Here is a 25,070-nt window from a genome sequence, read left to right on the forward strand (position 1 = left end):
GTTCGATCGCCCGAGAAACGATCGTCTCGAGTCGAACGGCGCACCGGCTCCTACGCGTACGCGACGATGGCACCCAGGGATGCGCGAATGCGCGGCGTCGCGAAGTCGAGGAACGCCCGCAGCTTGAGCGGAAGGCGTCCACGCCCGACATGGACGACGCTGACCGGGACTGGGTCGAGCTCGAACGACCGCAGCACGAGGACCTGCCGCCCGGCGGCGACCAGAGGTGCCGCCTGGTAAGACAGCACCTGGGTGAGGCCGACGCCGGCCGCCGCCGCGTCGAGGGCTGCCTCCGCCGTGTTGACGTGCAGGCGCGAGCGCACCCGGACGGCCTGGACGGCCGTCCTGTCGGGCGTGGCGAAATGCCAGGCCGGACCGGCGGCCAGGTCGCTGAAGGTCACGCACGGCATCTCGGCGAGGTCGGCCAGCGTGCGGGGCGTTCCGTGGGCGGCGAGGAAGGTCGGGCAGCCGCAGACCACGCGGGTGACCGTGCCCAGCTGCGCCGTCACCAGGTCGCTGTCCGGCAGGTGCGAGATGCGGACAGCCAGGTCGACGTGATCCTCCACCAGGTCCAGGGCCCGGTCGGTCAGGACGAAGCGCACGGTGATGTCGGGGAACCGGGACAGGAAGGCGGTGACCACCGGCAGGACGTGGAGGCGCCCCAGGACCAGCGGGGCCGTCATCGTCAACTCGCCGCGGGGCTCGGTGTACTCGCCCTTCACCGCGCGCTCGGTCTCCTCGACCTCGCCGAGCAGGCGCCGGCACGCCTCGATGTAGGCGGCCCCCGCATCGGTCGGCGTGAGCTTCCGGGTGGTGCGGACGAGGAGCCGGGCTCCGAGATGGGCTTCCAGATCGGCGATCTTGCGGCTGACGCTCGGCAGCGGGATGCCGAGCTTGCGCCCGGCGGCCGACAGGCTCCCCGTGTCCACGGCCGCGACCAGGAGCGTCATAGCCTCCAGCCGATCCATCGCGTTCTCTCATTTCCGGCAACAGTCATTCTCGGATAAGCCTGATTATACCGAGCGGTGCAAGCCGGTATCCAGGCCGTACCGACGGCGTGCAGCACAGGCTGCAACGCCCGCACCGGAGGGCAAACGATGACCCGGATCACCTATCGCACCGCCGACGTCGACGGCGTCTCGATCTTCTACCGGGAGGCCGGCGACCCCGCGAAGCCGGCGCTCCTGCTGCTGCACGGCTTCCCCTCATCCGGCCACATGTTCCGCGACCTGATCCCTCTGCTCGCGGACCGCTTCCATCTCGTCGCCCCCGACCTGCCGGGCTTCGGCCTGTCGGAGGTCAAGCCGCGCGATAGCTTCACCTACACCTTCGACGCCCTCGCGAAGGTCATCGGCCGCTTCACGGAGGTGGTGCGGCTGAAGACCTACGCGCTCTACGTCTTCGACTACGGCGCACCCACCGGCTTTCGCGTGGCCATGGCGCACCCGGAGCGGGTGACCGCCCTCATCTCGCAGAACGGCAACGCCTACGAGGAGGGGCTGAGCGAGGGTTGGAATCCGATCCAGCGTTACTGGCAGGACCGGGGCGATGCCAACCGGCAGGCCCTGCGCGAATTGCTGACCCCTGCCTCGATCCGCTGGCAGTACGAGCACGGCGTGCCCGACACGTCGCTGGTCTCGCCGGATGGGAGCGCCCTCGACGCCTGGTACATCCAGCGGCCGGAGGTCGACGAGATCCAGCTCGACCTGTTCGGCGACTACGCCAGCAACGTGGCGCTCTACCCCGCCTTCCAGACCTATTTCCGCACGCACCGGCCGAGGTTGCTGGCGATCTGGGGCCGGAACGACCCGTTCTTCCTGCCGGCCGGCGCGGAGGCGTTCCGGCGCGACATCCCGGATGCGCAGGTCCGCTTCCTCGACACGGGGCACTTCGCCCTGGAAACGCATGCCGCTGTCATCGCGGAGGCCATCGCGGACTTCCTGCATGCCTGAAGACGATTGTCAGGACGGCGTAGCTCGCTCCATCCTGACTTTCCGCCGGTTCGGGCAAGACAATCGTCCCGGAAAGGACGCTTTCCGTTGAGCGTGCCAGGCGCGATCCGATGCCCCGCTGGGGGCTGGTAGTGAACGTGGGGCGGGGGGCTCGGCGTGCCAGCCTACGTCCCCGTCGTTCTTCACCAACCAGACCGTGAGACCTTCCGAGGAGGCGAACCATGACGACAGGGACAATCCTTGCAGCCGCCACTGCCCTGATGCTTGGACAGAGCTCTCCGCAGCCGCTTCCCTCGATTGCGGCCACGACGACGTACCATCGCGTCGCGGTCGACGGTGTCGGCATCTTTTACCGCGAGGCCGGTCCACGGGACGCCCCCACTATCCTGCTACTGCACGGCTACCCGTCGTCGTCGCGGCAATGGGATACGCTGCTACCACTGCTCGCCGACCGCTACCACCTGATCGCCCCCGACTACCCGGGATTCGGTCAGAGCGACGCGCCATCGCCCGCGCAATACGCCTACACGTTCGACAACTTGGCGGCGACGATGGCGGGATTGGTCGCTCACCTCGGTCTCGAACGATACACGCTCTTCATGCAGGATTATGGAGGTCCGGTCGGCTTCCGCATGGCGATGGCCCGCCCCGAGCGGGTGAGCGCGCTGATCATCCAGAATGCCAACGCCTACACGGAGGGCCTCGGCGCCAAGTGGCAGGCCATCGCCCGGTACTGGGCCGATCCCACGTCCCATCCCGAGCAGGTCGACGCCTTTACCTCGCTCGAGGGTGCCAAGCAGCGCCACCTCGGGACGAGCCCCAATCCCGAGCGCTACAACCCGGACACATGGAGGGACGAGCACGCCATCCTGGGTCGCCCGGGCGAGCGGGAGATCCAGGCGGCACTCCTCTACGACTATCGCACGAACGTCGCATCCTATCCGGCCTGGCAAGCCTGGATGCGCAAGCATCCGCGGCCGGCCCTCATCCTCTGGGGGCGCTACGACCCCTCCTTCATCGTGCCAGGAGCAGAGGCCTATCTGCGTGATATGCCGAACGCGGAACTTCATCTCCTTGATGCCGGGCACTTCGCATTGGACGAAGCTACGGACGACGTCGCGCGACTGACTCGGGACTTCCTCGGCCGTATCACTGCCGCGGTGCCGTGATCGGGCGACTGCCACTCGACCTTGAGCCCAGCAAGGATTCAATCAGGATGACGGCGACGCTGTCATCAGCATTCACTTTCGAAAATATTCGCCGACGATTGCAATGTCCGCTCACAAGTGGCAAGCAGCTCATGTGCTGCTGTACGCCGGAAGTCCGCATATGGCGCACTGCAGACGTCCGCTGTCCGAACGCTGACCAGCTTCATTCCAGCCTCTGCAGCCCCCCCCTAATATCAAGCTGAATGGGGATCCCCTTATTCCCGCACAAAGACGGGGTGCCGCCAGGGGTCCGTTGCCGGTTGCGGCGCGCTGTCGAGCTCAGCCGAGGAGGGGGGTAGCACGAGGATGTCGTCGAAGCTGGCCCGGCCCCGGGGGAAAGCCTTAAAGTTGTAGGTGTTCACGTACGGGACATCACCCGTCTCGATGGGCGTGGCAGTGATCGACGTGAGGGGGCCACCTCGGGGGCAGTAGCGCGCGCCGCGGTCGCCCAGGTGCTCGTTGAGCGGTTCGTGGAGGCGGCCGCACGGGGGCATGACCGCTATGCCCTGCAAATGCAGCCCGTCATTGGGGACCAGGGAGCGGACGCTGACCTTCGCGCGCTTCGCGACGGGGTAGTCGGGAGCGAGGATCCAGTACGGCCGCCAAGGCCGGCGGCTCGGCGCATTCGCGTTGCGCCACACCCGCTCGCACAGCCACCCGTGCGCCCGCTCCGCTTCGTGATGCATCTGGGCAAGGACGGTGTCGCGGCGCCCGCCTAAGTGGCGAAACTTCAGGACGAGGAGGTAGGGGGCCCAGCCCTCGGCGACGAGGTCCACGGCGAGCTGCCCATAGCCATGGGTCAATCGATTGATCTGGTCACTCCTGGAGAGGGTAGGGAGGGAGGAAAGTGAAGTCATGCCTGTGCTTCCTGGGTGAGACGGGAGGGGGAATGTGCTCTGTGTCGCTGTGCTCACTGAGCTGGTGTGCTCAATCGACTCTATTTCGACACACCAAACCATATGCTCGCCCGTAGACGTGCATCTTAGCGCGAAGCATCGCGCGCCAGCTTGTGGCATCTTCCAAGGCAAGCTGGCAGTGTTTGCACACGCAATCACTTTACCGTGTCGGGAAATTAGCTTTTCGGCGCAGATGCTGCTCGCATTTGAGCGCGGCTGGCGCCGTAAACGTCAGCGCGATCTTGGCTTAAAGATTTCCGGCGCTGTTGCAGTGATGGGGTAGGGACCTTGGAACAGGTCACCCAACGCCTTGCGCCGGAACAGCGTCCGCCAGCGCCGCCTCTGATGCTCATCGCGATCGTGCAGCATGTGGCAGCGTTGGCAGAAGGCCGCGAGGTTGGCGCTCTCGTTATTGGCCGTGTCGTGATCGCGGTGCGCGGCCGCCAGCACCACCCGCGTGACCCGGACCCGGGCGAGTAGGTCTTCGTTGCGCAGTCGGTGCCGGAGCCGACGGCCCTGGCCATCGCGCCAGCCCGAGACCTCGGCATCCCACCACCGACCGTCGCCGAGGTGGAAAACCCGCTGCAGGTGTGGACGGGCGCACGCTTCGCACCGCCCCTGTGCCCGACGGAAGCGGATCGCGTCGGAGAGCTGGGGCCAGTCGATGGGGTAGAAGAAGCGGTGCTCCGGCCGGATCGGCATCCCTGCTCCCCGGCTCCCTGGGCCTCAGTGCGGCGGCAGCCTATCACCTCCTGTGGTTAAGCTCGACCTACCAGGACAGCTTGCTGCTGCCATGGATCGCGAGCACTTTCAGGGTAAGCGCATGCGGCGGGTTGTAGGACGTAATTGGATCCAAGATTTAGGCTCAGCAGCCGGTTATGCGCATTGCAAGGCTCGAGGATGGCATGGCAAAATCGCAAAGTGGTTTATACCGCCTCTATGACGTCTCAGCTGCAGGCAACTACATACTCGATATCAGCAATTCACCATACTTGCGCGCTATCCGCTTATATGAACTGCAAATCGCGATCTTGTTTGGGCGAAAACTAAACGACCGACAGCGTCAGAAAAAGGAGTTTCCAGATCGGTGGCTTGCGATATCCAGCGATTTGCTCGCCTCAGCCTGTGTTTGTAGCGCAATGAAGTTGCTATGGTATATGCATAAGACGCGATGTATTGGTGGAAATTCTCGATTAAATATTTTAGACGATTCAGATGCGAGAGACGTGCTCGGTCGTGTGTTAAGGACGCCGGCTGGCCTCAAGAAAATCGCGACCGGCCACCGGCCCCGCGTCCTGGACATCAAACTGCGAAATCGCCGTCGTCAGCAGCGGAGATACGTACCGTTATACGATGTCTCTCTCCGCTGGGAGATGATCGAAGGATCAAAGCTGAAAGGTGGATGGACCACAGCTAAGCGTGTATTTACACCAAAAGCAGGAACGGAGGCGCATGATATTATAAGACGATATTATAAGGGATTGCGCGGTCTATCAACCGCTCAGAAGTACAAGGATAAGGGCGATTTTATCGCTGGCTTTGTCTGGCTGCGGCATTTTCACGGCGGAGTTTTCCGACCAAGAGAAGTAGAGAAGGCCTCCTTTGCCCGCAAGCTGTTGGCGGAGGCCAACGACGTGGACGGTTTGCGTCGGATTTTCGGTCAGTACGAATTCATCAAGGCGCGGCTGGAGGGGCGCGGCTACAGGCTCCTGGCCCTCGATCTCACACAGCCGGTCCCCGCCGTCGAAGTACCGATTTCGCCCCTCTCTGAGGAGCTGCGTGAGGCGATTGAGACAGTAGAAACAGATACTTAGCAGGTGGTTTGCGCTCTAGGCGAACCACCTCGCCGAGAGCGGTGCGGTACGACGGCCAGGCCCTCAATTCGAGGGCTGGAGGCTGCACCATGTTGGACACGATCCCGAGCCTGCCCGCTGACGAGAACAGCAACCGAGCGCCTGACCTTCTCGTTCTGAACGAAAACCTGGTCGACCGCCCCCTGACCGCTCCCACGGACGAGCACAGCACGATCGTGGCGATCAACGAGGCCTGCGCGGCCTGCCAGGCGATCGGGGGTGATGACGGCTTCTTCGGCGACAGCTGGAAGCGCCGGGTCAACGAGCTGCTGCTGCCGAGCTACGGGCTGCACCTCCTGATCCACAACGACCCCGATCAGATCGTCCGTGTCGCTCGTGAGGGCAGCATCAAGACGACAAAGGCGACAGAGAAAAACTCGGCGCTCATCGCGATTAAGCTCGCTGCTCGCCCGGACGATACCCACGAGGAGAAGCTGTGCTCGGACTGGGCGACGGTCCTGCTGTTCGCGCAGTCCGAGCAGATCACGGTCGAGGGGTTCCCCGCCTGGGTCGAGAACGTCACGGTGGCGGAGTGCAAGCGGGAGGTGGCCGCGCAGCGGCGGGCGGCGAAGCTCGCGGCGGGTACGGCACCGCGGGCGCGGGCCGAGGCTCCCGCCTCTGAGGGCCTGGGCTCCTCGGACAGCGAGGCGCCCCGGCTCGAGCTGCGTCTGCTCGGGGCCGATGGCCCGGCCGAGGAGGCGGTCGAGTTACCCGAGGTGGTGTACCCGACCCTGCTGGCCGCCCTGACCGAGCCGGGCGCGCGGAGCGTGCTGGTGGAGCGCCTGTGGAGGTCGCTGCTGCTCCTCGCCGACGAGCTCCGGATGGCCGAGTCCGACGCCGCTCAGGCGGCGGAGGTCGCCCATGGCTGACCGTAACACCAAGGGGGGAGGGCCACTGGCCCTTCCCACCACCGAGCGCGCGGTCGCGGTCGCGATGGCCGCGGGGGTGGGCTTCAACACCGAGGCGGTGACCTGGACCGTTGGACGGGGGCAGCGCGGCAAACGCAGCCCGCGTCGGGCCGAGATCCGGATCCAGAAGAAGCGTCGCCGCCGCTGGCTGCGCAAGCACGGACAGGCGCACCCCGACCTGGCGGCCGTGGGCCAGATCATCGCGGGGTGCCGGCGCGGCCGGCTGCAGCGGCGCTGCCTCCACCCGGCCTGCCCGGACTGCGCCCATGCCCTGCAGCGTCTGCTGGTGCGGACCGTGGGTCACCACACCGCCGGTGGGCCAAAGGGAGCCTGGGTGACGGTGTCGATTATCCTGCCGGTCAGCCGCCGGGATGGGGAAGCTGACTTCGTCGGGGCCCGTGCGCAGGCGGAGACGCTGTTACGGGCGGCGGGCGTGACCGTCGGGGTGTTGGGCCTCGACGTGAGCTTCAACGAGGACCACCGCGACGCGCTGCCCAAGGACGAGCGGTTCGCCGACCATGCCTCGGTGCACCTCTACGGCTTGATCCGGGCGGAGGAAGCCCCGGCGGCGCAGGCGGCGCTGAAGCGGCTGATCCCGGCCTCCGAGGCGATCCGGCGACCGGTGCGTACCAAACCTTGGGACGGCAACCTCGCAGCGGTCGCCTACGCGCACAAGCCGGAGTTTCAGCGGCGGCAGACCATCCTGCGGGCGGATGCGAAGCGGGGGCTGGTGCGCACCACGCGTAATCGTTCCCTCACCGTCGAGCAGCGGATCCAGGCGGTCCGGGCGCTCGATCGAGCGGGGCTGACGGGGCGGATCATCCTGCTCGGCCTGGACTTCAAACCGATCAACACGGGGCGCCTGAGACTCGTCCCGACGACCTAGAGGAGGGCCAGCCCTATGGTTTTTAGGCTCTGGCCCCGGTCCCGTGCACCCCCTCCGGTAGGAAGTGCGTCTCCAACCTCGAAGTACGCGCCTCTCTCACCACGAAGTGCACGACATCGAAGATTGAAATTGCGCCTAGCACAGCAGCAGCAAAAATTTCCGTTGCTGCTACATCATGCTCTATGAGCAAATTGCTGGGGAACTACTGTTGTAGTTGCTGAGTTGTAAGTATCCAGCCCCACTCATCAGCTTACTTTGACGCCCGCCTCCTCGAGGATCGTGCCGATCAGAATGAATGGGAGTTGGGAAACGGTGTGAACTGCAGCACGCCGATTTCACCGTGAACCGCCCGGCCATAGCTCACTCAGACAGCGTGCCACCCGTGCCGGGCGTGCCACCCCCCAAGAACCTACGTGCAACGCCACCCGGCACGGGTGGCACGGGCGGCACGCTGACTAGGAGATTAACATGCCAAGCAAAGCCCTCGTCGTTTACAAGCCTGGGCGTGTTCCCAAGCGCAAGACGATCAACCCCAACTGGCGCAGGGTCCCGCGGCAACCGAGTGTCATCAAAACGGCTCGGGTCGTCGATGAGGCGACCAACACCGCCTATGATCGCTTCGAGGCTCAATCCGATCTCGGCGAGCCCGTGACCGCGGATGTGCCGTCCGAAGAGTCGGAGAAGTCCGCAAAGGTCATGGCCGAGTTGCGAAAGCACAACGCGGGGCTGACGAACAAGGCGTCGCTGGATGCGGTCGACGCCGCCATCGAGACGCGACCGCCGCGCTACCTGCGCCATGCTGCTCAGCCCGGATGGTACCGGGGTGAGCAGAACCTGTTCGTTCGCCCGACCCATGTTGTCGGAGCTATCCCGGGCATCGTGGAGGTCCTGCCGCCGCGGCCTCAGCCCGGTAAGAAGCGTCAGATCGTGTTCACGAGCGCCGGCACCGTCGAGGGGTGGCAGAAGGGTGTCGCTCGCCGGGCGCGGTGGTCGACGCGAGCCACGCTGATGCTCGGGGCAGCCTTCGCCGGCCCGCTCCTGCGCGTGCTCGGAATGCAGTCATTCGGCATCAACTTGTACGGCAAGACGAAGGTCGGCAAGTCTACCGCGCAGATCGCCGGTGGCTCGATCATCGGCTTGGGCACGGAGCGGGCGTTACCGAGCTTCAAGGCGACCATCGTCGGGCTTGATCAGATCGCTATCACCTGCAACGACATCGTATTGTTCATCAACGAGGCCGGCCTGCTCGGACGAGACGCTTACAACAAAATCAGCCCGATGATTTACGGCTTCAGCGAGGGCAAGGACAAGACACGGGCGGATGTGTCGATTTACGCGAGCGACGTAGCCGCCTCGGGTTGGTCGCTGGTCTACGTGCTGTCCTCCGAGCATGCGGTCGAGGCGCTAGCCATGCGGGTCGGGACAACGCGTCAGGGCGGTGAGGAGCCGCGCTGTCTCGACGTGCCGGCCGTGCATAGCGGCAACGCGACGATCTTCGACCAGCGGCCGCCGGGCATGACGGATGAAGGTTTCACCCGTTGGGCTCACCGGCAAATGGCCAAGATGCGAGAGGCATGTGAGGCGAACCATGGCGTTGTGTTCGACGCCTACTTGCGCGGACTGATCGACCTTGGTGACAAACTCAAGGCTCGCGCCCAATATTATGTCGATGAGTTTGTGGCCAGCTTGTTCCTGAAGGATGTCGACGGGGCCGTGAACCATGCTGCCCGCAACTTCGGAGCTATCTATGCGGGTATCTGCATAGCCATCGATATGGGTTTGCTGCCGTCGCCTTGGCGTAAGCGCGCCGCTCGAAAGGCGGTCAAAGGTTGCTTCCGCGACGGCCTCAAGGTCAGCCGGTTGCGGGACACGATCCTGGAGGAGGCCAAGGCGATCCTGCACCAACGCCTGAGCGATACCACCCTCCCGCGGAAGCAGGACGCCCAGTCCAAGATGGATGCCGGCTTCCGGATGGCCGACGGTCCGCATGAGGTGGTGGCGATCCGCTCCACCGAGTTTGTCCGCTGGTTTGGCACCAAACGGGCTCATCTCCACGCTGTCCTTGCGTGGCTCGACGAGCAAGGCGCGCTGGTGAAGACGGACGCGGGGAAGTACCCCGTGGGCCGGGGCTACGAGTGGGCGGTGACGACGCCACGCTGGTCCAATGCCAAGGTGAAGTGCATCGTGTTCACGGTGCCGACCTCGAAGTGAGGCTGGCTGCCGGCCCCCAACTACAGGGGCCGGCAGGGCCTCAATGAAATCTGCCGTATTAAGATCAGCCGACGTTTGCATACCCGGTAAATTGCCTATGATGAGGAGGCTTTGTCAGCGCTGTTTCGCATGAGCTATTTCTGTCTAGATCAATCGACATATACTGACGCTGCCGACAGAAAATAGATCGATGCTGCGGCCTCATCCACTTGTATTTATAGCTTAGAGCTATTTAACAAGTAGCCGCTATGAACCGATCGACATACAGAAAGGAGTCAAGCATGGCCCGCTCAACACAAAAACCTGTACAAAAGAACCCGCGAACCGCGCGTCCAACTACCAGCAAGGACACCAAAGGCGAACCCCACGCTCGCGGCGTCCGTCGCACCAAGGCGCCTCGACGCCAGGATCCGATCGCCCCTCCCACCCAGGCCGTCATCGCAGCACGCTCAGAGCTGCAGGAGTGGGTTGCCGGCAGCTGGTTGCGACGCGCAGACTCATTGACGGTAACAAGCAAACTGCTCGCCGTCGCCATTCGAGAAGCCCGCACGTTTTTGGAACCGGAAGCTTTGGCGATGGCGTTGGCTGGGGTTGGCATGACCCCGGAGACGATGGATGAGGACGATCTCATCACCTACATCGAGAGCCTTCTGATCGACGTGCCAAATTTTCCTGAGTGAATCACCGGTATCGCTGTTAGAGCCCGGTTCTGTTTGGATGCAATGATTGCAGATAGTAAGACGGGGCACGCATCATGCGTGCCCCGTTTTTACTTCGAATACATATAGTCAGCTGACGTAGCGAGTGGAGGGCCTGCAATTTGGTAGCGCCATCCCGGCCGCCTCGGCTTGGGCGCTCACCGTACCACCACTGGTCAATGCGGCGACCAGAGCTGTTGCTCCGATGATGATGCCGATCACCGAGGACGTGCGCGCACGTCGCGCGTTCGCAGAAGCGATGAGGCGCGCCGTGCCAAGGTCAGCGGTCTGACGCTCACCGACATGGTACCGGCCAGCCGCGTCCTGCAGCACCGCGACCCCGTTCCTGGTCTCGATGTGCGTCAGCCCCGCGGCCGTGTAGCCCGACCATCGTGCTTCGATGGCCGAGACCATCGCCGGCAACGCCCCTTTGTCGGGTACCGCCGCCCACGCCCGCCGCAGTTCGTCGAGGGCAGGCGCCCCGTAGGGAGCGAGCTGCACCACGGTCGCCTTGAAGTCGGGATCGTAGGCAAGGAGGGCCCGCCAGGTCTCGTCTGGGACGCCACTCGACTGCTCCGGCTTCTGCCGCGAGCGCACAAACGGCAGGATCGCCGCGGGGACGATCAACAGCAGCGAGGCCCACGCCCAGCCGACGGCGTTGAGGCCCTTTCGGTGAGCCACGATGTAGCTCACCACGGCAGCGATCAAGGCAACAAGGAAGTAGGCCCCGGAGGCGGACAGCAGCATGACGGAGGTTCCTTGAAGTGGGTCGACGGCCTGCAGCCAAGCCCTTGGGTGCGAGTAGTGTCGGACTGTTGATCAGCCGTTTGTCAGGCCGCGGTTCTGGCTCTCTCGCGCGGTGGAGGCGTGAGCACTCATCGGCTGGAATTTGTGATGCCTGCGCGTCGCCCGAGGCTTGTCGCCGGAGCGGCCGGCGCTCGCGGCTGGCATCGACCGCGCCTATGTCGGGCAGGTCGAGCGCGGCTCGGAGAACGTGACGATCTCGACGTAGGAGGCGATGGCGGTCGCCCTCGCGATGCCAGTCGCGACGCCGTTCATCGAACCCGAAGCCGGGGCCGTGCCGCCGATGCCATTGCAGGCCGGGCGGCGCACAAAGTCCGGCTGAACATCGAAACCGAGTCGGGAACGCCGGGTGCGCTTGTCGCGTCGGGCGCCTCATGCACCGATCTCCAGTTGCGGTGAGACCCGAACGAGAAGCGCCCAAGCTGCGTCGATCGCCGCGCGGGTCCGGGCGTCGAGGTCGCGCGATCCGAGGGCTGGCGCAGTGAGCAGCGCGAGCAGCCGTTCCGCGAGATCCGGCGCAGCGGCGACTAGCCGAGCGTCGGCGAGGCGCTGGATACCGGTCGCGATATGCAGCGGGCAGCCGCCGGGCTCGACGGGCGCGTCCCGCCGAATGAAGTAGGGCCAGCCACCTGGGCGATCCTCGACCGCCGGCTCAACTCCGAGCATGGTTTGCGCGGGCAATGCGCCTGGTTCGGCCTCACCGCGCACCATCCATGGCCCGGGGGTAGGGACGGCCGAAGCCGCCAGTCTGCGTTTGGCCACGTCAGTACTCCCCGGCCAGCATGACTGTCAGCATCCGCGTCGTGATGCTGCTGTCGGCCGGATCCGGGGAGTGCCCCGTCATCGCGCGGTCGTAGTAGTCGATCTTGAAGAACACCCGCTCGCCCGCAACCTCGAGCGCACCGAAGTCGTGTTCGCCGCGGGGATCGTTGTCGGGCGTGAAGTCGTCGTAAGCGGCGATGGCGTCGAGAATGGTCTGCTGGCGCTCGCGGCCGAGGGCGATGACGCCAGCGGTCAGCATCAGCAGGCCGCCCGAGAGAGAGCGGCGGAGGATGTCGTTGAGCGCGCGGGTGCGATCCACGTCGAGGACGGTGGTCAGCATGAGAGCCTCGAATGTCGGAAGGGAGGTAGGCTACGGCGCCGGGCGGCCTGCCGCTGGGCACCCGAGCCAGCTCTGTGGCTCAGGTGCGGGACGCGGAACGGCTAGGCTTTGCCGGGCGGCAGCAGCGCGAGTTCGTCGGCACGGCGCAGGATGGTGGGCTGGGTCGGGTAGTCGCGCCAGCGCAGCGAGTGGACGGTGCCGTTGATCCCGATCACCTCCGCCTCCCACCAGCCCTCGTCGGGCCCCTCGTGGGCGAGCACGACGCTGCCGAGGCCGATCTCGTCGCGGTCGCGAGGCAGCTTGTGTCCGACGAATGGGCCGGGCGGAGCGGGCGGCGGAGGGGCGGCCGGTGGACGGGGCTTCGCACTCACTGGTGTGTTCGCGGCCGCTGGTGGGCCTTCCTTGGCCCCTGTGGCCGGGTTCGGGGCGTCGGGGTCTGCTCGAACGCCGGCGAGCTCGAGGAGGCGGGGGAAGAGGTCTCGTCGGACGTAGGGCACGAAAGCGCGGCCGCTGCCGAAGACCCGGCCGTGGGTGAACTGATCAGCGAAGGCGCGCTGTTCATCGTCGGCGAGCTGCACCATGCGGAGGTTCATCACCTCGGCTGCGTGAGCCGCGAGCTTGGCTTCGCTGGTATCGAACCAGGCAGCCCGGGGCCGGCCGCCATCATCACGGCCGAACAGGACGAGTGCCGGTGTCATGGGCCGCAGCGGCACTTCGGCGACGACCTGGGAAGCAGGTTTGGCGCTCATCAGCAGGCTCCTGAAACGAAGAAGGCCCCCGGAGTGGGGGCCTTGGCGGAGAGGCTGAAGTGGAGATCGCGCTGATGGGGCAGCGGCGGCGATCGACGCCGGGCGTGGGAGGGTGGTCGCTGGTGCATCAAAGGATTCCGTGGCTAACGTTGATCAGCGCCAGTGCGGCGCACCGGTCAGTCAATCAACAACAGCACTATGACATAGAAATACAGATAAATCAATGCATATAATTTTTTCAGCAATTTTAGGCATTTTATCACTTAAGAATTCGGCTACATACCGTCTTTTATTGAGAGCGGCAGGTGTCGGCATTGCGCTTTCAGCGTACCTTGTGAAAAGCCGCCCCGAACCGCCACTTATGACCCTACGCAAACACTCAGCTGTGCCCAACCAATCCACGCTCATAACCCCTTGCGGATTTTCTGAGGCTGCCGGCTGAGACATCCTCTTGGCAAGGAGAAGTGGATCTGCGTGCGGCAGTCACGCTATCGGCATGTCGTAACCCGTCACGCAATGAACGTTCAAACCAGATGGCGCGATTGCGCAATTACTGCTCGGTCAACGGTGCAGGCTTGTCCTTCGGTGGACGGCAGAATGCCGCCCTGTAAGCATGGCTCGTTGCAACTAAGAGCTCTCAACGGCCAACGACATCGCGAGGTGCGCATGTCCGCTGGCGAGTATTACTCACATATTCGATTTCGTGAAATATGCAATGACACTTACGTTTTTGTGAGGCTGTCTCGCAAGGTGCAGCTGCCGAAGCTGGCGATCAGCCGCCTGTCGTTGAATTTTCTGTTTCGACGCAGCGCTTTGTACTAAGCGCGTATGTGGTGTCTCGCGTGAGTCCACGATGACAGGCCGACGGCCTTGCGAAGCCATTTTTTGGTGTCTCGAGCAAGATTCGAAGGTGAAGACGCCCATCTGATCCATAGCTATCCGCGGAAGACAGTTCAAGCAAACACGACGGACAGACGAGTCTTTAACACGGTGTAGAAGGCCGACGCGGCCGGCGTCAGGGAGACGTTGCGCCGTCGCACGAGACTGATCGTGCGATGGATCACGGGCTCGGTCAGCAGTACCTCGACGAACTCTTCGACGACTGAGGTCGCCCTAGACGCCGCCGGCAGGATCGCTGCCCCGACGCCGGCTGACACGAGGGCGATCGCCGTCGGTGTGCTCTCGACGACGAAACGCCCACGCCCCGGAAGACCCGCGGCCGTCAGCTCCGCTTCGACGAGGCGCCTGTTGCCGCTCGCGCCGCCCAGTGTGATGAGATCGATGCCACTCAAGTCCGCCCACCGGATCGCCTCGGTGCCGGCGAGCGCATGGCCCCGGTGACAAACCAGAACGAGCGGGTCGCGCATCAGCTGATCCTCGATGAGATCCGCATCATCGTCCTGCTGGATATGGATGCCGAAATCGGCCTCGCCCTGACGCACGGCCTCGGTTACAAGCACACCCGAGCGTTCGAGGATCTGAACCCGGTTCTGCGGATAGTCGCGCGCGTAGGCGTTCAGCACGTCGGGCAACTGCCGGAACGCGACCGACTGAAGCATGGCCACCGTCACATCGCCGACCGAGAGGCGCGAGGTTGCGCGCAGGCGCTCGATACCCTGCGTAAAATCGGCGATGAGGCGCGTCGCGAGGGGAAGGAACTCGCTTCCGACCGAGCTGAGCCGCACTGCGCGCGTGGTGCGGTCGAACAGGGTCAGTCCGAGGAAGCCTTCGAGCTTCTGGATGCGCCGGGTGAGCGCCGTCTGCGTCAACCCGAGTGCCTCGGCGGCCCGATGATAGCTGCCGAGCTCCGCGATCAGCACGAAGGCCTGAACGCCGTCTGCGGGCAGCTTCATGCCAACCAATCATGAATTGATGCGATAAATTCGTTTTACTCGAGCTATCGCGCCGATGACAAGGGGTGTCGCCGTACCCGGCGCCTCGACCTCGTTCGGCCAACGATCCGGGTGCGAGGGGCGCGGGAGAACCCGACCCGACAACAGCAAAGAATCATATCGCGGAGGAAACCATGAGCCTGCCCATCGCCTCCGGATCCTCGGCTGCGTCCGCAGTCGAGCAGCCGACCAGATCACGAAAGACGCTCTGGACGCAGGCGATGGAGACGCGGATCGGCATCATTCCGCTGCCCGTCTACGTCCTGCTGCTCGTCCTGATCACTGCCTTTTCGATCAAGGGCAAGATCTCCGGCGAGGTCACCGTGATGGTCGGCGTGATCGTCGCGGGCGGATTCACCTGCGCCGAGATCGGCCGGCGAATCCCGTTCCTGCGAGCGATCGGCGGCTCGTCGCTCGTGACGATCTTCCTGCCGTCGTTCCTCGTGGCGCACCAGCTCCTGCCCGCGCCGCTGGTGCAGTCGGTCACCGCCTTCACCAAGTCGACGAACTTCATCTACCTTTTCATCACCGCCGTCGTGGTCGGCTCGATCCTGAGCATGGACCGGCGGGTGCTGATCCAGGGCTTCGCCAAGATCTTCATCCCGCTCGGCCTCGGCTCGCTCGCGGGGATCACGGTCGGCGGGTGCGTCGGCTGGCTCGTCGGCATCGGTTTCTGGCGTTCGATCCTCTACGTGGTCGTGCCGGTGATGGCCGGGGGCGTCGGCGAGGGGGCGATCCCGCTGTCGGTCGGCTACGCCGAGGCGCTCGGCGCCGACCAGGGCCGGATGCTCGGCCAGATCCTGCCTCTGGTGTTCTTCGGCAACCTCGTGGCGATCGTCGTCTGCGGGGCGCTCAACACGCTGGGCAGGCGCCGTCCGGACCTCACCGGAAACGGCCAGCTCCAGCCCGGTCCGGGCGAGGTGGGAGACCCTGAGAAGCACGATGCGGCGCACAGCAACACCACGTCCATCGACGTGGCCACGGTCGCGGCCGGCGGCATCACCGGCGTCGCGATCTACATCCTGGGCACGCTGATCCACTCGCTCATCGGCCTGCCGGCTCCGGTGGCGATGCTGTTCCTCATCGTGGCGGTCAAGATCCTCAACGGTGTGCCCGCTCCATTGGCGGAAGGCACGCGCGTGGTGTTCCGCTTCTTCGTGATCGCGGTGACCTACCCGTTGCTGTTCTGCACGGCGGTGGCGCTCACCCCCTGGCATGAGCTGGTCGAGGCGTTTCATCCGGCCAACCTCGTCACGATCGTCGCCACCGTGATCGCGCTGGTCGCCACCGGCTATTACGTCGGGCGCCTGCTGAAGATGTACCCGATCGAGACGGCGATCGTGAATGCCTGCCACAGCGGGCTCGGCGGGACCGGCGACGTGATGATCCTCACCGCCGCCGAGCGGATGGAGCTGATGCCGTTCGCCCAGGTCGCCACCCGCATCGGCGGGGCCCTCACCGTCACCGCCGCCATCGTGGCGATGGCCCACTTCAAGGTTCTGTGATGCGATCGGGAGGTTCGCCATGCTGATGCGCAGCAAGCTGTTCGTGCCGGGATCGCGCCCGGAGCTGTTCGCCAAGGCCGCGGCGGGCGCGGCCGACGCCCTGTCCTTCGATCTGGAGGACTCCGTGCCGGCCGCCCGCAAGGCGGAGGCGCGGGACACCCTCTCGGCCTATCTCCGCGCGGCGCCGGGCGATCTCGGCAAGGTCGTGATCGTGCGGGTGAACGCCGCCGGCACCGCCCAATTCGCCGCGGACCTCGCGGCGGTGGCGCTCCCCCGTACGGACATGATCAACCTGCCGATGGTCGAGGAGCCGGAGGCCGTCACGGACGCCGCCCGGCATCTTGACGGCATCAGGGAGGCCGGGCGCATCCGTCTGCTCGTCAACATCGAGAGCCCGCGGGGCTTGCGCCGGGCCGCGGAGCTGGCGACCGCCCATCCCCGGGTGGCGGGCCTGCAGATCGGCTACGCCGACCTGCTGGAGCCCTGCGGCATCGATCGGGCGGATCAGGCGGCGCTCGCCCACATCCGCCTCACCGTCCGGCTCGCTGCGGCGGAGGCGGGCTTGCCGGCCTATGACGGTGCCTTCGCCGGCGTGAAGGACCCGGAGGGCTATCGCACCGAGTGCGAGGCCGCCCGCCGGCACGGCTTTGCCGGCAAGAGCTGCATCCACCCGAGCCAGGTCGCCATTGCCAACGCGGCCTTCCTGCCGAGCCAGGCCGAGATCGCGTGGGCGCGCCGCATCCTGGACGCGGCGGCGGACGCCGAGGCGCGCGGGCTCGGGGCGGTCCTCGTCGACGGCCAGATGGTCGACCCGCCCTTCCTCAGCCGCGCCCGCGCCACAGTGGCGCTGGCCGATCTGCAACCCGGCATGGAGGCATGACCTCATGAGCGATCTCGCCCAGCGCGACTACCAGCCCGGTGCCAAGGGCACCCTCGACGGTGTCCGCGTCCTCGACCTCTCCCGCCTGTTCGCCGGTAACGTCCTCACCCAGATTCTCGGCGACTTCGGCGCCGAGGTGATCAAGGTGGAGCCACCCGAGGGTGACACGCTGCGCGCCTGGAAGAGCGAGGGCATCGAGACTCACTGGAAGATCTACGCTCGCAACAAGAAGAGCCTTTGCCTGTCGATGCGCGATCCGCGCGCGGTCGACCTGATCCGCAAGCTCGTGCCGTCGTGCCAGGTCTTCGTCGAAAGCTTCCGGCCGGGCGTGCTGGAGACGATGGGTCTGTCACCCGCGGCGCTGCACGCCCTGAATCCCGGCCTGACGATCATCCGCATCTCGGGATGGGGCCAGGACGGGCCCTACGCGCAAAGGCCCGGCTTCGGCACGGTAATCGAGGGCTTCTCCGGCTTCGCTTCGATGAACGGGTTCGGCGACCGCGAGCCGGTGCTGCCGCCGATGTACCTCGCCGATGGGGTGGCCGGGCTCTACGGAGCGTCGGCGGCGATGATCGGCTTGCGTGAGGTCGAGGTGAATGGCGGCCGCGGCCAGGTGATCGACCTGCCGCTGCTCGATCCGCTCTTCGCCATCCTCAGCCCGCAGGTGGCCAACTACCGGCTCACCGGCAAAGTCAAGCCGCGCACGGGCTCGCGCTCGACCAACTCGGCGCCCCGCAACGCCTATCGCTGCAGCGACGGGCTCTATGTCGGCCTGTCGGGCTCGATCCAGAAGATGACCGAGCGGCTGTTTCGGGCGATCGGCCGGCCCGATCTCGTCGACGATCCCCGCTTCCGGACCAACGCCGACCGGCTGCGCCACGCCGACGAGCTCGACGCCATCATCGGGGCGTTCATCGGCGCCCGCACGCAGGCCGAGACCGTCGCGTTCTTCGAGGCGGCCGAGGTCACGATCGGGCCGATCTACGATGCCTCGCAGATCGTCAAGGATCCGCACGTCGTCGCCCGCGAGGTGGTCGCCGACTACCCCGACCCGGAGATGGGGCGGCTTCCCATGCACCACGTCGTGCCGCGGCTCGGGGGCACGCCCGGCACGATCCGCACGCCCGCCCCGCGGCTGGGCGAGCACAACCGGGACCTGCTCGCGGAGATCGGCGTCGCCGGCGAAGCTTTCGATGCGCTCGTCCGCGACGGCGTGGTCTGCGGATGACCTGACACCGGCCGTGGGCACCAATGGCGATCCGGCCTCACGGACGCCGGGAACCCCGCACGGCGCCGCCCGAAGACGAAAAAATCGAGGAGGAAACGTCATGACGGATCAACCCACGGCCACGGCCGCCGAGCGGCGGAGCTTCGTTGCGGGCACGGTCTACGTGTTCGAGCGGATCATCCCGGACCCCTTCGTCCTCGCGATCGGGCTGACCGCCCTCGTCGTGCTGGCCGCCCTGCTCGTCGCGCCGAACGGGGGCCCCGCCATCGTGGTTACCTCCTGGTACGCCGGAGTGTTCGGCATCCTGGGCTTCGCCTTCCAGATGATCCTGATCCTGGCGACCGGGCACGCGCTCGCCCATGCTCCCCTCGTCCAGCGGGGATTGCGGGCACTGGTGCGGCGGGTGTCGACGCCCAACCAGGCCGTCGTCATGACCTTCCTGGTCGCCGCCACCGCCTCCTGGCTCAACTGGGGCTTCGGCCTCGTCATCGGGGCGATCCTGGCCCGGGAGGTCGCCAAGCGCGTGCGCCTCGATTTCGGCTGGCTCGTCGCGGCGGCCTATTCGGGCTGGGTGATCTGGGCCAGCGGCGTGTCGAGTTCGATCGCCCTGTCTCAGGCCACGCACGGCAACGCGCTCAACATCGTCGAGAAGCTCACGGGCGTGCTTCTGCCGTTCAGCGAGACGGTCTTCACCGCGTTCAACCTGATTCCTACCCTCGTCGTCGTCATCCTCGTGCCGGTCGTGTTCGTGTGGCTCCGGCCGCGGGACAGCGAGGCGCAGATCTACGTCCCGCAGGACGAGCCGGCCCCGACCAAGGGTCCGGCCCTGCCCGACAGCCTGGCGGCGCGGCTGAATCGCTCGCGGACGCTGAGCCTCGTCCTCGTCGCCCTCGGCGTCGCCGACCTCGCGGTGACCTGGACGAGCAAGGGCGTCTCGCTCGATGCCAACGCCGTCATCCTGATCTTCCTCATCGCCGGCATCGCCCTGCACGGCCGTCCGGTCGCCTATGTCGACGCGATGAAGAACGCCGCGAAGCAGACCGGCTCGATGATGCTCCAGTATCCGATCTACGGCGGCATCATGGGAATCATGGACACGACCGGCCTCGCCGCGATGATCTCGAAGTTCTTCGTGACGATCGCGACCCAGCACACCTTGCCGTTCTGGACCTACTTCGCGTCGCTGTTCATCACCTTCCTGGTGCCGAGCGGGGGAGGGCACTGGGCGGTGCAGGGGCCGTTCGCGATCCCCGCGGCGGTCTCGCTGCATGCGTCGCTTCCGGCCACCACCATGGCGGTCGCGATGGGCGAACAGGTCTCCAACATGATGCAGCCCTTCTGGGCACTGCCCGTTGTGGCGATGGCGGGGATCGGGATCCAGCGGGTGCTCGGCTTCACCGTCGTCACCTTCGCGGTGGCCGGGACCGTCTACGGCGCCGCGCTGCTCCTGCTGGCGTGAGCGGGGAGGGGGAACGATGCCGGACTCGACCGTTGGGACCGCCGAGACGGGCGCCTTCCCGAATTCCGCCGGGATGGGGCTACCGCGCAGCGGGACGGTCCCGAAGGCCTGCGACGCCCATTTCCACGTCCTCGACCCGCGCTTTCCGACACCGGAGACCACCCGGCCGGATGGTACGACCTTCGCGGATTACCGCGCGATCCAGGCCCGGCTCGGGACCACGCGCGGCGTCATCGTGCAGGCGAAGTACCACCGCACCGACCCGGCCTGCCTCCTCGACGCCCTGGCCCGCCTGGGGCCGGACGGACGGGGCGTCGCGGTCGTGCATCCCGAGGTCCAGGACGCCGAGTTGCGGCGCCTCGATGCCGGCGGCGTTCGGGGCCTGCGCTTCAGCGTCTGGAACCCGGCCGACACCGTCACCACCGTGGCGATGATCCGGCCGCTGGCGCGCCGCATCGCCGATCTCGGCTGGCACGCCCAGATTCACATGTCGGGCGCGCAGATCCTCGCTCATGCGGACCTGCTCGCAGAGCTGCCCTGTCCGATCGTGATCGACCACATGGGCCGTCTGCCGCCGCGGGAAGGGCCGGACCACCCGGCCTTCGGGGTCATCGCCCGCCTGATCGATGGCCGGCGCACCTGGGTGAAGCTCTCAGGCGCCTACCTCAACACGGAGCAGGGACCGCCGGATTACGCCGACGCCACACGCATCGCCCGGTCCTTCGTCGGGCTGGCGCCCGAACGTCTGGTCTGGGGCAGCGACTGGCCGCACGTGACCGAACCGCACAAGCCTGATGACGCAGTTCTATTCGATCTTCTGGCCGAATGGGCCGGCAGCGGGCGGCAGCGCGACCGCATCCTGGTCGACAATCCCGCAGAACTATATTGTTTTGGTTGAGCCGTGTCCGGCATCGCTTCGATGTGCCCGGAGCGACCTCGAAATACCATCCAAATGCCAACTTTTCAGTAAGGAATGAAGTTCGCCCCGATGCGGATGCACCGTATGCCTGAGACGGCGGCACGCGAGGCGGACCAGTTACGGATGGTCTTCGTCACCCATGAGAGGGGCTTGCCCACGAGGTCGCCGACCGGGTGATCGCCATGGAGGACGGGGCGGTGCTGGAGCGCGCCCGGCCCGAGGACTTCATCCTCAGGCCCCGGCACCCGCGCGCGAAGAAGTCCGTCTCCGACATCCGCCGCGCCTGGCCGCGAGGCGCAGCGGATTGTTTGGCGCTCTTCGGCGCCGCGATCGCCGGCCTACGTGCCGGAGCCGTCCACCACCGGGCCGACGAAGACGTCCTGCCACTTCGCGGGCGCGGCCTTCAGCAGGCCGTTGCGCGTCATGAAGGTCGCGAAGCGCATCACGCCCTGCGGCTGGATCCCCCACTCGCCCGACGCGGCTTTGAGCACCGCCTCGGTCTCGTCGAGGGTGAGGGACGACTTCTCCGAGGCGAGGAAGATCTCGGCGGCCTTGCGCGGCTCCTTGCGGATGTAGTCCTGCGCCTCGGCGATGGCCGCCACGACGCCGCGGGCCGCGGCCTCGTTGTTCTTCATGAAGGCGCCCGTCGTCGCGAGCAGGCCGCTCGTGACCTTCTCCCCGAGATACTCCGAGAAGTAGAACAGCCGATGCGCCTTGCCGCTCTTCTCGACGATGTCGCTGTAGGGATGCGGGGCCGCGTAGCCGACGATCGTTCCGCCCGCGAGCAGCGAGGCCGTCGCATCCGGGTGCGGGAGCTGCACCATCATCCGGTCGAACCGGCGGGCGCCCCCCTCGCCGAAGGCCTTCTCGGCCGCCATGCGCACCAGGAGGCCTTGCTGCCCGGTCGTCGAGGTCACGGCGATGCGGTCGTCGGGCTTGAAGTCCGCCATCGACTTGATGTCGGGGCGATTGACGTAGAGCCCGTTGTCGCCGGCCACGAGCGCTGCGAGGCCGCGCACGGCGATGGAGCCGCGCGTCTTCTCGGCGGCGATCAGCATGCCGGGCAGGCCGTAGGCTCCGATATCCACGGTGCCGCTGATCATCGCGTCGTTGATGGCGGGGGCGCCGCTGATCTTCTGGATCGCCACCGTCCGGCCGGCGGCGCCCGCGGCGGCGAGCTGGCGCTCGAAGAACCCGAGCTTCTCGGCCACGACGACCGGCAGGTAGGCGTATCCGTACTGGATCGCGATGGTCACCAGCTTCGTCTCGGCGGCGGAGGCAGGGGATGCGCAGGCCAGGGCCGCGAGGCCGGCCGCCAGCAGCGTCGCGGCGCTGCGACGGGTGATCCCGCGCATGCGGAGATGGGACATGGTTCCTCCCTTGAATTTTTAGAACACCGTTGCAAAAACAAACTGGCGGGCTACAACTCGTCTGTCAATGCGTGCTCTCGCGGTGGCGATGAACGGCGCGCTCGGCTTCGGGAGGACGACGATGGTCGCATGTCAGACCCTGGGACGCCGCCGGCCGGTATCGGCGGTGGTGGCGGCGCGGTCCCGCTGCTTCATCGCGATCTGAAATGGCCGCCGCCCCCTCCGGCACGCCGCATCTCGGCGTGCGGCCCGACTGGCTCGCGCTGACCCGGGAGCCCGCCCTCGAGCCCGATCTGCCGATCGTCGACGCCCACCATCACCTCTGGGATCGGCCCGAGGGTCGGTACCTGTTCGACGATTTGCTCGCCGACATGAAGGCCGGCCACGACGTGCGGGCCACGGTCTTCGTGCAGAGCCGGTCGATGTATCGGCCGGACGGGCCTGAGTCGCTCCGGCCCGTGGGCGAGGTCGAGTTCGCCAACGGGGTCGCGGCGCAGGCCGCGAGCGGGCTCTACGGCCGCCGCGCGGCCTGCGCGGCGATCGTCGCCTGCGCCGATCTGACTCTCGGCGACGCGGTGGAACCGGTCCTCGACGCCCTCGAGCGCGCCGGCGGCGACCGCCTGCGGGGCATCCGCAACCAGACCGCCTGGCACGCCCATCCCGAGGTCGTCTCGAACCCGGTGCCGCCGAAGCCCGGCCTGCTCGCCCATGCGGGGTTCCGCGAGGGCGCCCGCCGCCTCGGCCGGCGCGGGCTGACCCTCGACGTCTGGGCCTATCACACCCAGCTCGCCGAGGTCGCGGCCCTGGCCGATGCCTGCCCGGACACGACGATCGTCCTCGACCATTGCGGCGGTCCGATCGGCGTCGGTCCCTACGCGGGCCGTCGGGCCGAGGCCTTCGCCGAATGGCAGGTCGGCATGGCGGCGCTGTCGCGCCGACCAAACCTCGTCGTGAAGCTCGGCGGGCTGGCGATGCGGGTCGGCGGCCACGCCTTCCACGAGCGCGCCCGACCGCCGGGCTCCCTCGACCTCGCCGAGGCGTGGCGACCGGTGATCGGGGCCTGCCTCGACCTCTTCGGACCGCAGCGCTGCCTGTTCGAGAGCAACTTCCCGGTCGACAAGGGCATGGTCTCCTACGGCGTGCTGTGGAACGCCTTCAAGCGCCTCGCCGCGGGGGCCTCGCCCGCCGAGACGGCGGCGCTCTTCCACGGCACGGCCTGCCGCATCTACCGCCTCGATGCCGCGGTGATCTCGGGCGTCCCCTGACGGATTCAGGCCCGTGCCGGGGCCGTGCTCCCTACCTGGCCCCGCAGGGCTGTCCGGGGAAACGTTCGAGACGAGAAGAGCGCGGGTCCCCCCTCTCCCGTGTGGGAGAGGGGCCGGGGGTGAGGGTGCTACGGTCCTGAATCTCGCTCAAACCGTTCCGCTGCCAGCACGACAGTTCGAGCTTTACTGCGGAAGCGTTTCACCCTCACCCCTACCCCTCTCCCATACGGGAGAGTGGATCCCGCGCTTGATTTTTTGACGGGATTTTCCCCGGACAGCCCCCGGGCCCGGGACGCCCGTTCGTGGTCTAGCCGGAGACGGGTCCGGTGCTCCGCGCCGACCCATCGTCACAGGAGCAGCCATGTCTTCAGCCACCAAGTCAGCAGGTAAAAATTCCCATGCCGGTTGACGTATTGAGGTCACGGATGGCGGCCGGAACCGCGAACGGCCGGATGCGTGCCCGTCCCAAGGTGGAGGGCGTCGCCTCCGCCGACCGGTTGCTCACCGTGCTCACCGCCTTCCGGCGCGGCGACGACGCCCTGGACCTGGCCGAGCTCGCCGCGCGCACGGACCTCGTCAAGAGCACGATCATGCGCCTGTGCGTCTCGCTGGAGCGCTTCGGCCTCATCGAGCGGATCCCGGACGGGCGCTACCGGCTCGGCACCGAGATCGCGCGGCTCGGCTCCGTCTACCTGCAATCCTTCGCCCTGGAGGCGCACGTTGTCCCGGTGCTCGAACGCCTCGTGGCGGCGTCCGGCGAGACGGCCTCGTTCTACATCCGGCGTGGCGAGCATCGGGTCTGCCTGTTCCGCGTCGACTCGCCGTCGCCTCTGCGCATGCATGTCCGTCCCGGCGACCTGCGGCCGATGGATCAATCCTCGATCGCCCAGGTGCTCGCTCGCTTCGATACCACCGATGACCCCGCGCCGGCCGTGACGCTGCCGTTCCACTCGCACGGCGTGACCGATCCCCACGTATCGTCCTCCGCCGTCCCGGTCTTCGGGGCGGGCGGGCGCCTGGTCGGCGCGCTCGCCATCTCGGGCCCGGCCTCGCGCCTGACCGAAGGACACGTCGCGGCGATCGCCCCTCTCCTCGTCGAGAGCGCCGCGAGGCTCACACGCGCCCTGGGGCGAGACGCGGGTCGTTAGCGCAAGCCGCACAAAAAACAGAACACCGTTGCGAAACATTCTTTGCAACGGTGTTTCAATATGCTCTTATGCAGCCAACGAGTGGTGGGCGCCCTGCGCCGACCCGAAGAATGACGGGCACGCGAGGTCCGCGGAGG

General features: G+C 66.5%; 23 protein-coding genes. 14 read left to right on the top strand and 9 right to left on the bottom strand.

Annotated features, from left to right (window positions below; translation table 11 throughout):
* Positions 1–50: 50 nt before the first annotated feature.
* The gene (locus ABZT49_RS13560) at positions 51–968 is read right to left on the bottom strand and encodes a LysR family transcriptional regulator (protein ID WP_060851045.1); all 918 of its coding nucleotides are present in this window, start codon (positions 966–968) and stop codon (positions 51–53) included.
* A gap of 129 nt (positions 969–1,097) precedes the next feature.
* Between ABZT49_RS13560 and ABZT49_RS13565 the strand changes: the two genes are divergently transcribed.
* Positions 1,098–1,952 carry an alpha/beta fold hydrolase gene (locus ABZT49_RS13565; protein WP_091748284.1) on the top strand — a complete coding sequence of 285 codons (855 nt, stop codon included), beginning with the start codon at positions 1,098–1,100 and terminating at the stop codon, positions 1,950–1,952.
* A gap of 221 nt (positions 1,953–2,173) precedes the next feature.
* Complete coding sequence (locus ABZT49_RS13570) at positions 2,174–3,121, top strand: alpha/beta fold hydrolase (RefSeq protein ID WP_091748287.1); 948 nt, start codon at positions 2,174–2,176, stop codon at positions 3,119–3,121.
* Between the two features lie 254 nt (positions 3,122–3,375).
* Here the strand turns inward: ABZT49_RS13570 and ABZT49_RS13575 are convergent, their stop codons facing one another.
* Both ABZT49_RS13575 and ABZT49_RS13580 read right to left on the bottom strand, forming a co-directional pair.
* A complete protein-coding gene (locus ABZT49_RS13575) occupies positions 3,376–4,017 on the bottom strand; it encodes a hypothetical protein (RefSeq protein WP_355286571.1) in 642 nt (213 codons plus the stop codon).
* A gap of 270 nt (positions 4,018–4,287) precedes the next feature.
* Entirely contained in the window at positions 4,288–4,758 is a 471-nt protein-coding gene (locus ABZT49_RS13580) for a hypothetical protein (protein WP_355286572.1), read from the bottom strand.
* Positions 4,759–4,961: 203 nt separating this feature from the next.
* Between ABZT49_RS13580 and ABZT49_RS13585 the strand changes: the two genes are divergently transcribed.
* From ABZT49_RS13585 to ABZT49_RS13605, 5 genes are all read left to right on the top strand, one after another.
* On the top strand, positions 4,962–5,870 hold the full coding sequence (locus ABZT49_RS13585) for a hypothetical protein (protein WP_355286573.1): 909 nt from the start codon (positions 4,962–4,964) through the stop codon (positions 5,868–5,870).
* A gap of 89 nt (positions 5,871–5,959) precedes the next feature.
* Positions 5,960–6,778, top strand: a complete 819-nt coding sequence (locus ABZT49_RS13590; protein ID WP_355286574.1) for a hypothetical protein — start codon at positions 5,960–5,962, stop codon at positions 6,776–6,778.
* Positions 6,771–7,703: a hypothetical protein gene (locus ABZT49_RS13595; RefSeq protein ID WP_355286575.1), complete on the top strand. Its 933-nt coding sequence runs from the start codon at positions 6,771–6,773 to the stop codon at positions 7,701–7,703. The genes ABZT49_RS13590 and ABZT49_RS13595 overlap by 8 nt, the downstream gene beginning before the upstream one ends.
* Before the next feature lie 468 nt (positions 7,704–8,171).
* Positions 8,172–9,914 (top strand): DUF927 domain-containing protein, encoded by a 1,743-nt coding sequence (locus ABZT49_RS13600; protein WP_355286576.1) that lies wholly within the window; start codon positions 8,172–8,174, stop codon positions 9,912–9,914.
* A 281-nt stretch (positions 9,915–10,195) separates the two neighbouring features.
* Complete coding sequence (locus ABZT49_RS13605) at positions 10,196–10,594, top strand: hypothetical protein (RefSeq protein WP_355286577.1); 399 nt, start codon at positions 10,196–10,198, stop codon at positions 10,592–10,594.
* Between the two features lie 108 nt (positions 10,595–10,702).
* Here the strand turns inward: ABZT49_RS13605 and ABZT49_RS13610 are convergent, their stop codons facing one another.
* The 5 genes from ABZT49_RS13610 to ABZT49_RS13635 all read right to left on the bottom strand — a co-directional run bounded on the left by ABZT49_RS13610 (position 10,703) and on the right by ABZT49_RS13635 (position 15,120).
* Positions 10,703–11,359: a hypothetical protein gene (locus ABZT49_RS13610; RefSeq protein ID WP_355286578.1), complete on the bottom strand. Its 657-nt coding sequence runs from the start codon at positions 11,357–11,359 to the stop codon at positions 10,703–10,705.
* 429 nt (positions 11,360–11,788) lie between these two features.
* Positions 11,789–12,178 (bottom strand): hypothetical protein, encoded by a 390-nt coding sequence (locus ABZT49_RS13620; protein WP_355286579.1) that lies wholly within the window; start codon positions 12,176–12,178, stop codon positions 11,789–11,791.
* 1 nt (position 12,179) lies between these two features.
* The gene (locus tag ABZT49_RS13625) at positions 12,180–12,515 is read right to left on the bottom strand and encodes a DUF3768 domain-containing protein (RefSeq protein ID WP_355286639.1); all 336 of its coding nucleotides are present in this window, start codon (positions 12,513–12,515) and stop codon (positions 12,180–12,182) included.
* 104 nt (positions 12,516–12,619) lie between these two features.
* Positions 12,620–13,267 carry a hypothetical protein gene (locus tag ABZT49_RS13630; RefSeq protein WP_355286580.1) on the bottom strand — a complete coding sequence of 216 codons (648 nt, stop codon included), beginning with the start codon at positions 13,265–13,267 and terminating at the stop codon, positions 12,620–12,622.
* Positions 13,268–14,220: 953 nt separating this feature from the next.
* Entirely contained in the window at positions 14,221–15,120 is a 900-nt protein-coding gene (locus ABZT49_RS13635; RefSeq protein WP_355286581.1) for a LysR family transcriptional regulator, read from the bottom strand.
* Between the two features lie 173 nt (positions 15,121–15,293).
* Between ABZT49_RS13635 and ABZT49_RS13640 the strand changes: the two genes are divergently transcribed.
* The 5 genes from ABZT49_RS13640 to ABZT49_RS13660 all read left to right on the top strand — a co-directional run bounded on the left by ABZT49_RS13640 (position 15,294) and on the right by ABZT49_RS13660 (position 21,129).
* Positions 15,294–16,664: a 2-hydroxycarboxylate transporter family protein gene (locus ABZT49_RS13640; RefSeq protein ID WP_355286582.1), complete on the top strand. Its 1,371-nt coding sequence runs from the start codon at positions 15,294–15,296 to the stop codon at positions 16,662–16,664.
* A 19-nt stretch (positions 16,665–16,683) separates the two neighbouring features.
* Positions 16,684–17,544 (top strand): CoA ester lyase, encoded by an 861-nt coding sequence (locus ABZT49_RS13645; protein WP_355286583.1) that lies wholly within the window; start codon positions 16,684–16,686, stop codon positions 17,542–17,544.
* A gap of 4 nt (positions 17,545–17,548) precedes the next feature.
* The gene (locus tag ABZT49_RS13650; protein ID WP_355286584.1) at positions 17,549–18,772 is read left to right on the top strand and encodes a CoA transferase; all 1,224 of its coding nucleotides are present in this window, start codon (positions 17,549–17,551) and stop codon (positions 18,770–18,772) included.
* 100 nt (positions 18,773–18,872) lie between these two features.
* On the top strand, positions 18,873–20,231 hold the full coding sequence (locus ABZT49_RS13655) for a TIGR00366 family protein (RefSeq protein WP_355286585.1): 1,359 nt from the start codon (positions 18,873–18,875) through the stop codon (positions 20,229–20,231).
* 16 nt (positions 20,232–20,247) lie between these two features.
* Positions 20,248–21,129, top strand: a complete 882-nt coding sequence (locus ABZT49_RS13660; protein WP_355286586.1) for an amidohydrolase family protein — start codon at positions 20,248–20,250, stop codon at positions 21,127–21,129.
* 359 nt (positions 21,130–21,488) lie between these two features.
* On the opposite strand, the gene ABZT49_RS13665 is transcribed toward ABZT49_RS13660, so the two are convergent.
* Positions 21,489–22,520: an ABC transporter substrate-binding protein gene (locus ABZT49_RS13665; protein ID WP_355286587.1), complete on the bottom strand. Its 1,032-nt coding sequence runs from the start codon at positions 22,518–22,520 to the stop codon at positions 21,489–21,491.
* A 206-nt stretch (positions 22,521–22,726) separates the two neighbouring features.
* Between ABZT49_RS13665 and ABZT49_RS13670 the strand changes: the two genes are divergently transcribed.
* Together ABZT49_RS13670 and ABZT49_RS13675 are read left to right on the top strand one after the other, a co-directional pair.
* A complete protein-coding gene (locus tag ABZT49_RS13670; protein WP_355286588.1) occupies positions 22,727–23,785 on the top strand; it encodes an amidohydrolase family protein in 1,059 nt (352 codons plus the stop codon).
* Positions 23,786–24,237: 452 nt separating this feature from the next.
* Entirely contained in the window at positions 24,238–24,933 is a 696-nt protein-coding gene (locus ABZT49_RS13675) for an IclR family transcriptional regulator (protein ID WP_355286589.1), read from the top strand.
* The last annotated feature ends 137 nt before the right edge of the window (positions 24,934–25,070 follow it).

The sequence above is a fragment of the Methylobacterium sp. EM32 genome, from assembly GCF_040593685.1.
Taxonomy (GTDB): domain Bacteria; phylum Pseudomonadota; class Alphaproteobacteria; order Rhizobiales; family Beijerinckiaceae; genus Methylobacterium.

Coding starts and splice junctions, on each gene's coding strand:
- ABZT49_RS13560 (WP_060851045.1), bottom strand. CDS start 968: ATGGATCGGCTGGAGGCTATGACGCTCCTGGTCGCGGCCGTGGACACG.
- ABZT49_RS13565 (WP_091748284.1), top strand. CDS start 1,098: ATGACCCGGATCACCTATCGCACCGCCGACGTCGACGGCGTCTCGATC.
- ABZT49_RS13570 (WP_091748287.1), top strand. CDS start 2,174: ATGACGACAGGGACAATCCTTGCAGCCGCCACTGCCCTGATGCTTGGA.
- ABZT49_RS13575 (WP_355286571.1), bottom strand. CDS start 4,017: ATGACTTCACTTTCCTCCCTCCCTACCCTCTCCAGGAGTGACCAGATC.
- ABZT49_RS13580 (WP_355286572.1), bottom strand. CDS start 4,758: ATGCCGATCCGGCCGGAGCACCGCTTCTTCTACCCCATCGACTGGCCC.
- ABZT49_RS13585 (WP_355286573.1), top strand. CDS start 4,962: ATGGCAAAATCGCAAAGTGGTTTATACCGCCTCTATGACGTCTCAGCT.
- ABZT49_RS13590 (WP_355286574.1), top strand. CDS start 5,960: ATGTTGGACACGATCCCGAGCCTGCCCGCTGACGAGAACAGCAACCGA.
- ABZT49_RS13595 (WP_355286575.1), top strand. CDS start 6,771: ATGGCTGACCGTAACACCAAGGGGGGAGGGCCACTGGCCCTTCCCACC.
- ABZT49_RS13600 (WP_355286576.1), top strand. CDS start 8,172: ATGCCAAGCAAAGCCCTCGTCGTTTACAAGCCTGGGCGTGTTCCCAAG.
- ABZT49_RS13605 (WP_355286577.1), top strand. CDS start 10,196: ATGGCCCGCTCAACACAAAAACCTGTACAAAAGAACCCGCGAACCGCG.
- ABZT49_RS13610 (WP_355286578.1), bottom strand. CDS start 11,359: ATGCTGCTGTCCGCCTCCGGGGCCTACTTCCTTGTTGCCTTGATCGCT.
- ABZT49_RS13630 (WP_355286580.1), bottom strand. CDS start 13,267: ATGAGCGCCAAACCTGCTTCCCAGGTCGTCGCCGAAGTGCCGCTGCGG.
- ABZT49_RS13635 (WP_355286581.1), bottom strand. CDS start 15,120: ATGAAGCTGCCCGCAGACGGCGTTCAGGCCTTCGTGCTGATCGCGGAG.
- ABZT49_RS13640 (WP_355286582.1), top strand. CDS start 15,294: ATGAGCCTGCCCATCGCCTCCGGATCCTCGGCTGCGTCCGCAGTCGAG.
- ABZT49_RS13645 (WP_355286583.1), top strand. CDS start 16,684: ATGCTGATGCGCAGCAAGCTGTTCGTGCCGGGATCGCGCCCGGAGCTG.
- ABZT49_RS13650 (WP_355286584.1), top strand. CDS start 17,549: ATGAGCGATCTCGCCCAGCGCGACTACCAGCCCGGTGCCAAGGGCACC.
- ABZT49_RS13655 (WP_355286585.1), top strand. CDS start 18,873: ATGACGGATCAACCCACGGCCACGGCCGCCGAGCGGCGGAGCTTCGTT.
- ABZT49_RS13660 (WP_355286586.1), top strand. CDS start 20,248: ATGCCGGACTCGACCGTTGGGACCGCCGAGACGGGCGCCTTCCCGAAT.
- ABZT49_RS13665 (WP_355286587.1), bottom strand. CDS start 22,520: ATGTCCCATCTCCGCATGCGCGGGATCACCCGTCGCAGCGCCGCGACG.
- ABZT49_RS13670 (WP_355286588.1), top strand. CDS start 22,727: ATGGCCGCCGCCCCCTCCGGCACGCCGCATCTCGGCGTGCGGCCCGAC.
- ABZT49_RS13675 (WP_355286589.1), top strand. CDS start 24,238: ATGCGTGCCCGTCCCAAGGTGGAGGGCGTCGCCTCCGCCGACCGGTTG.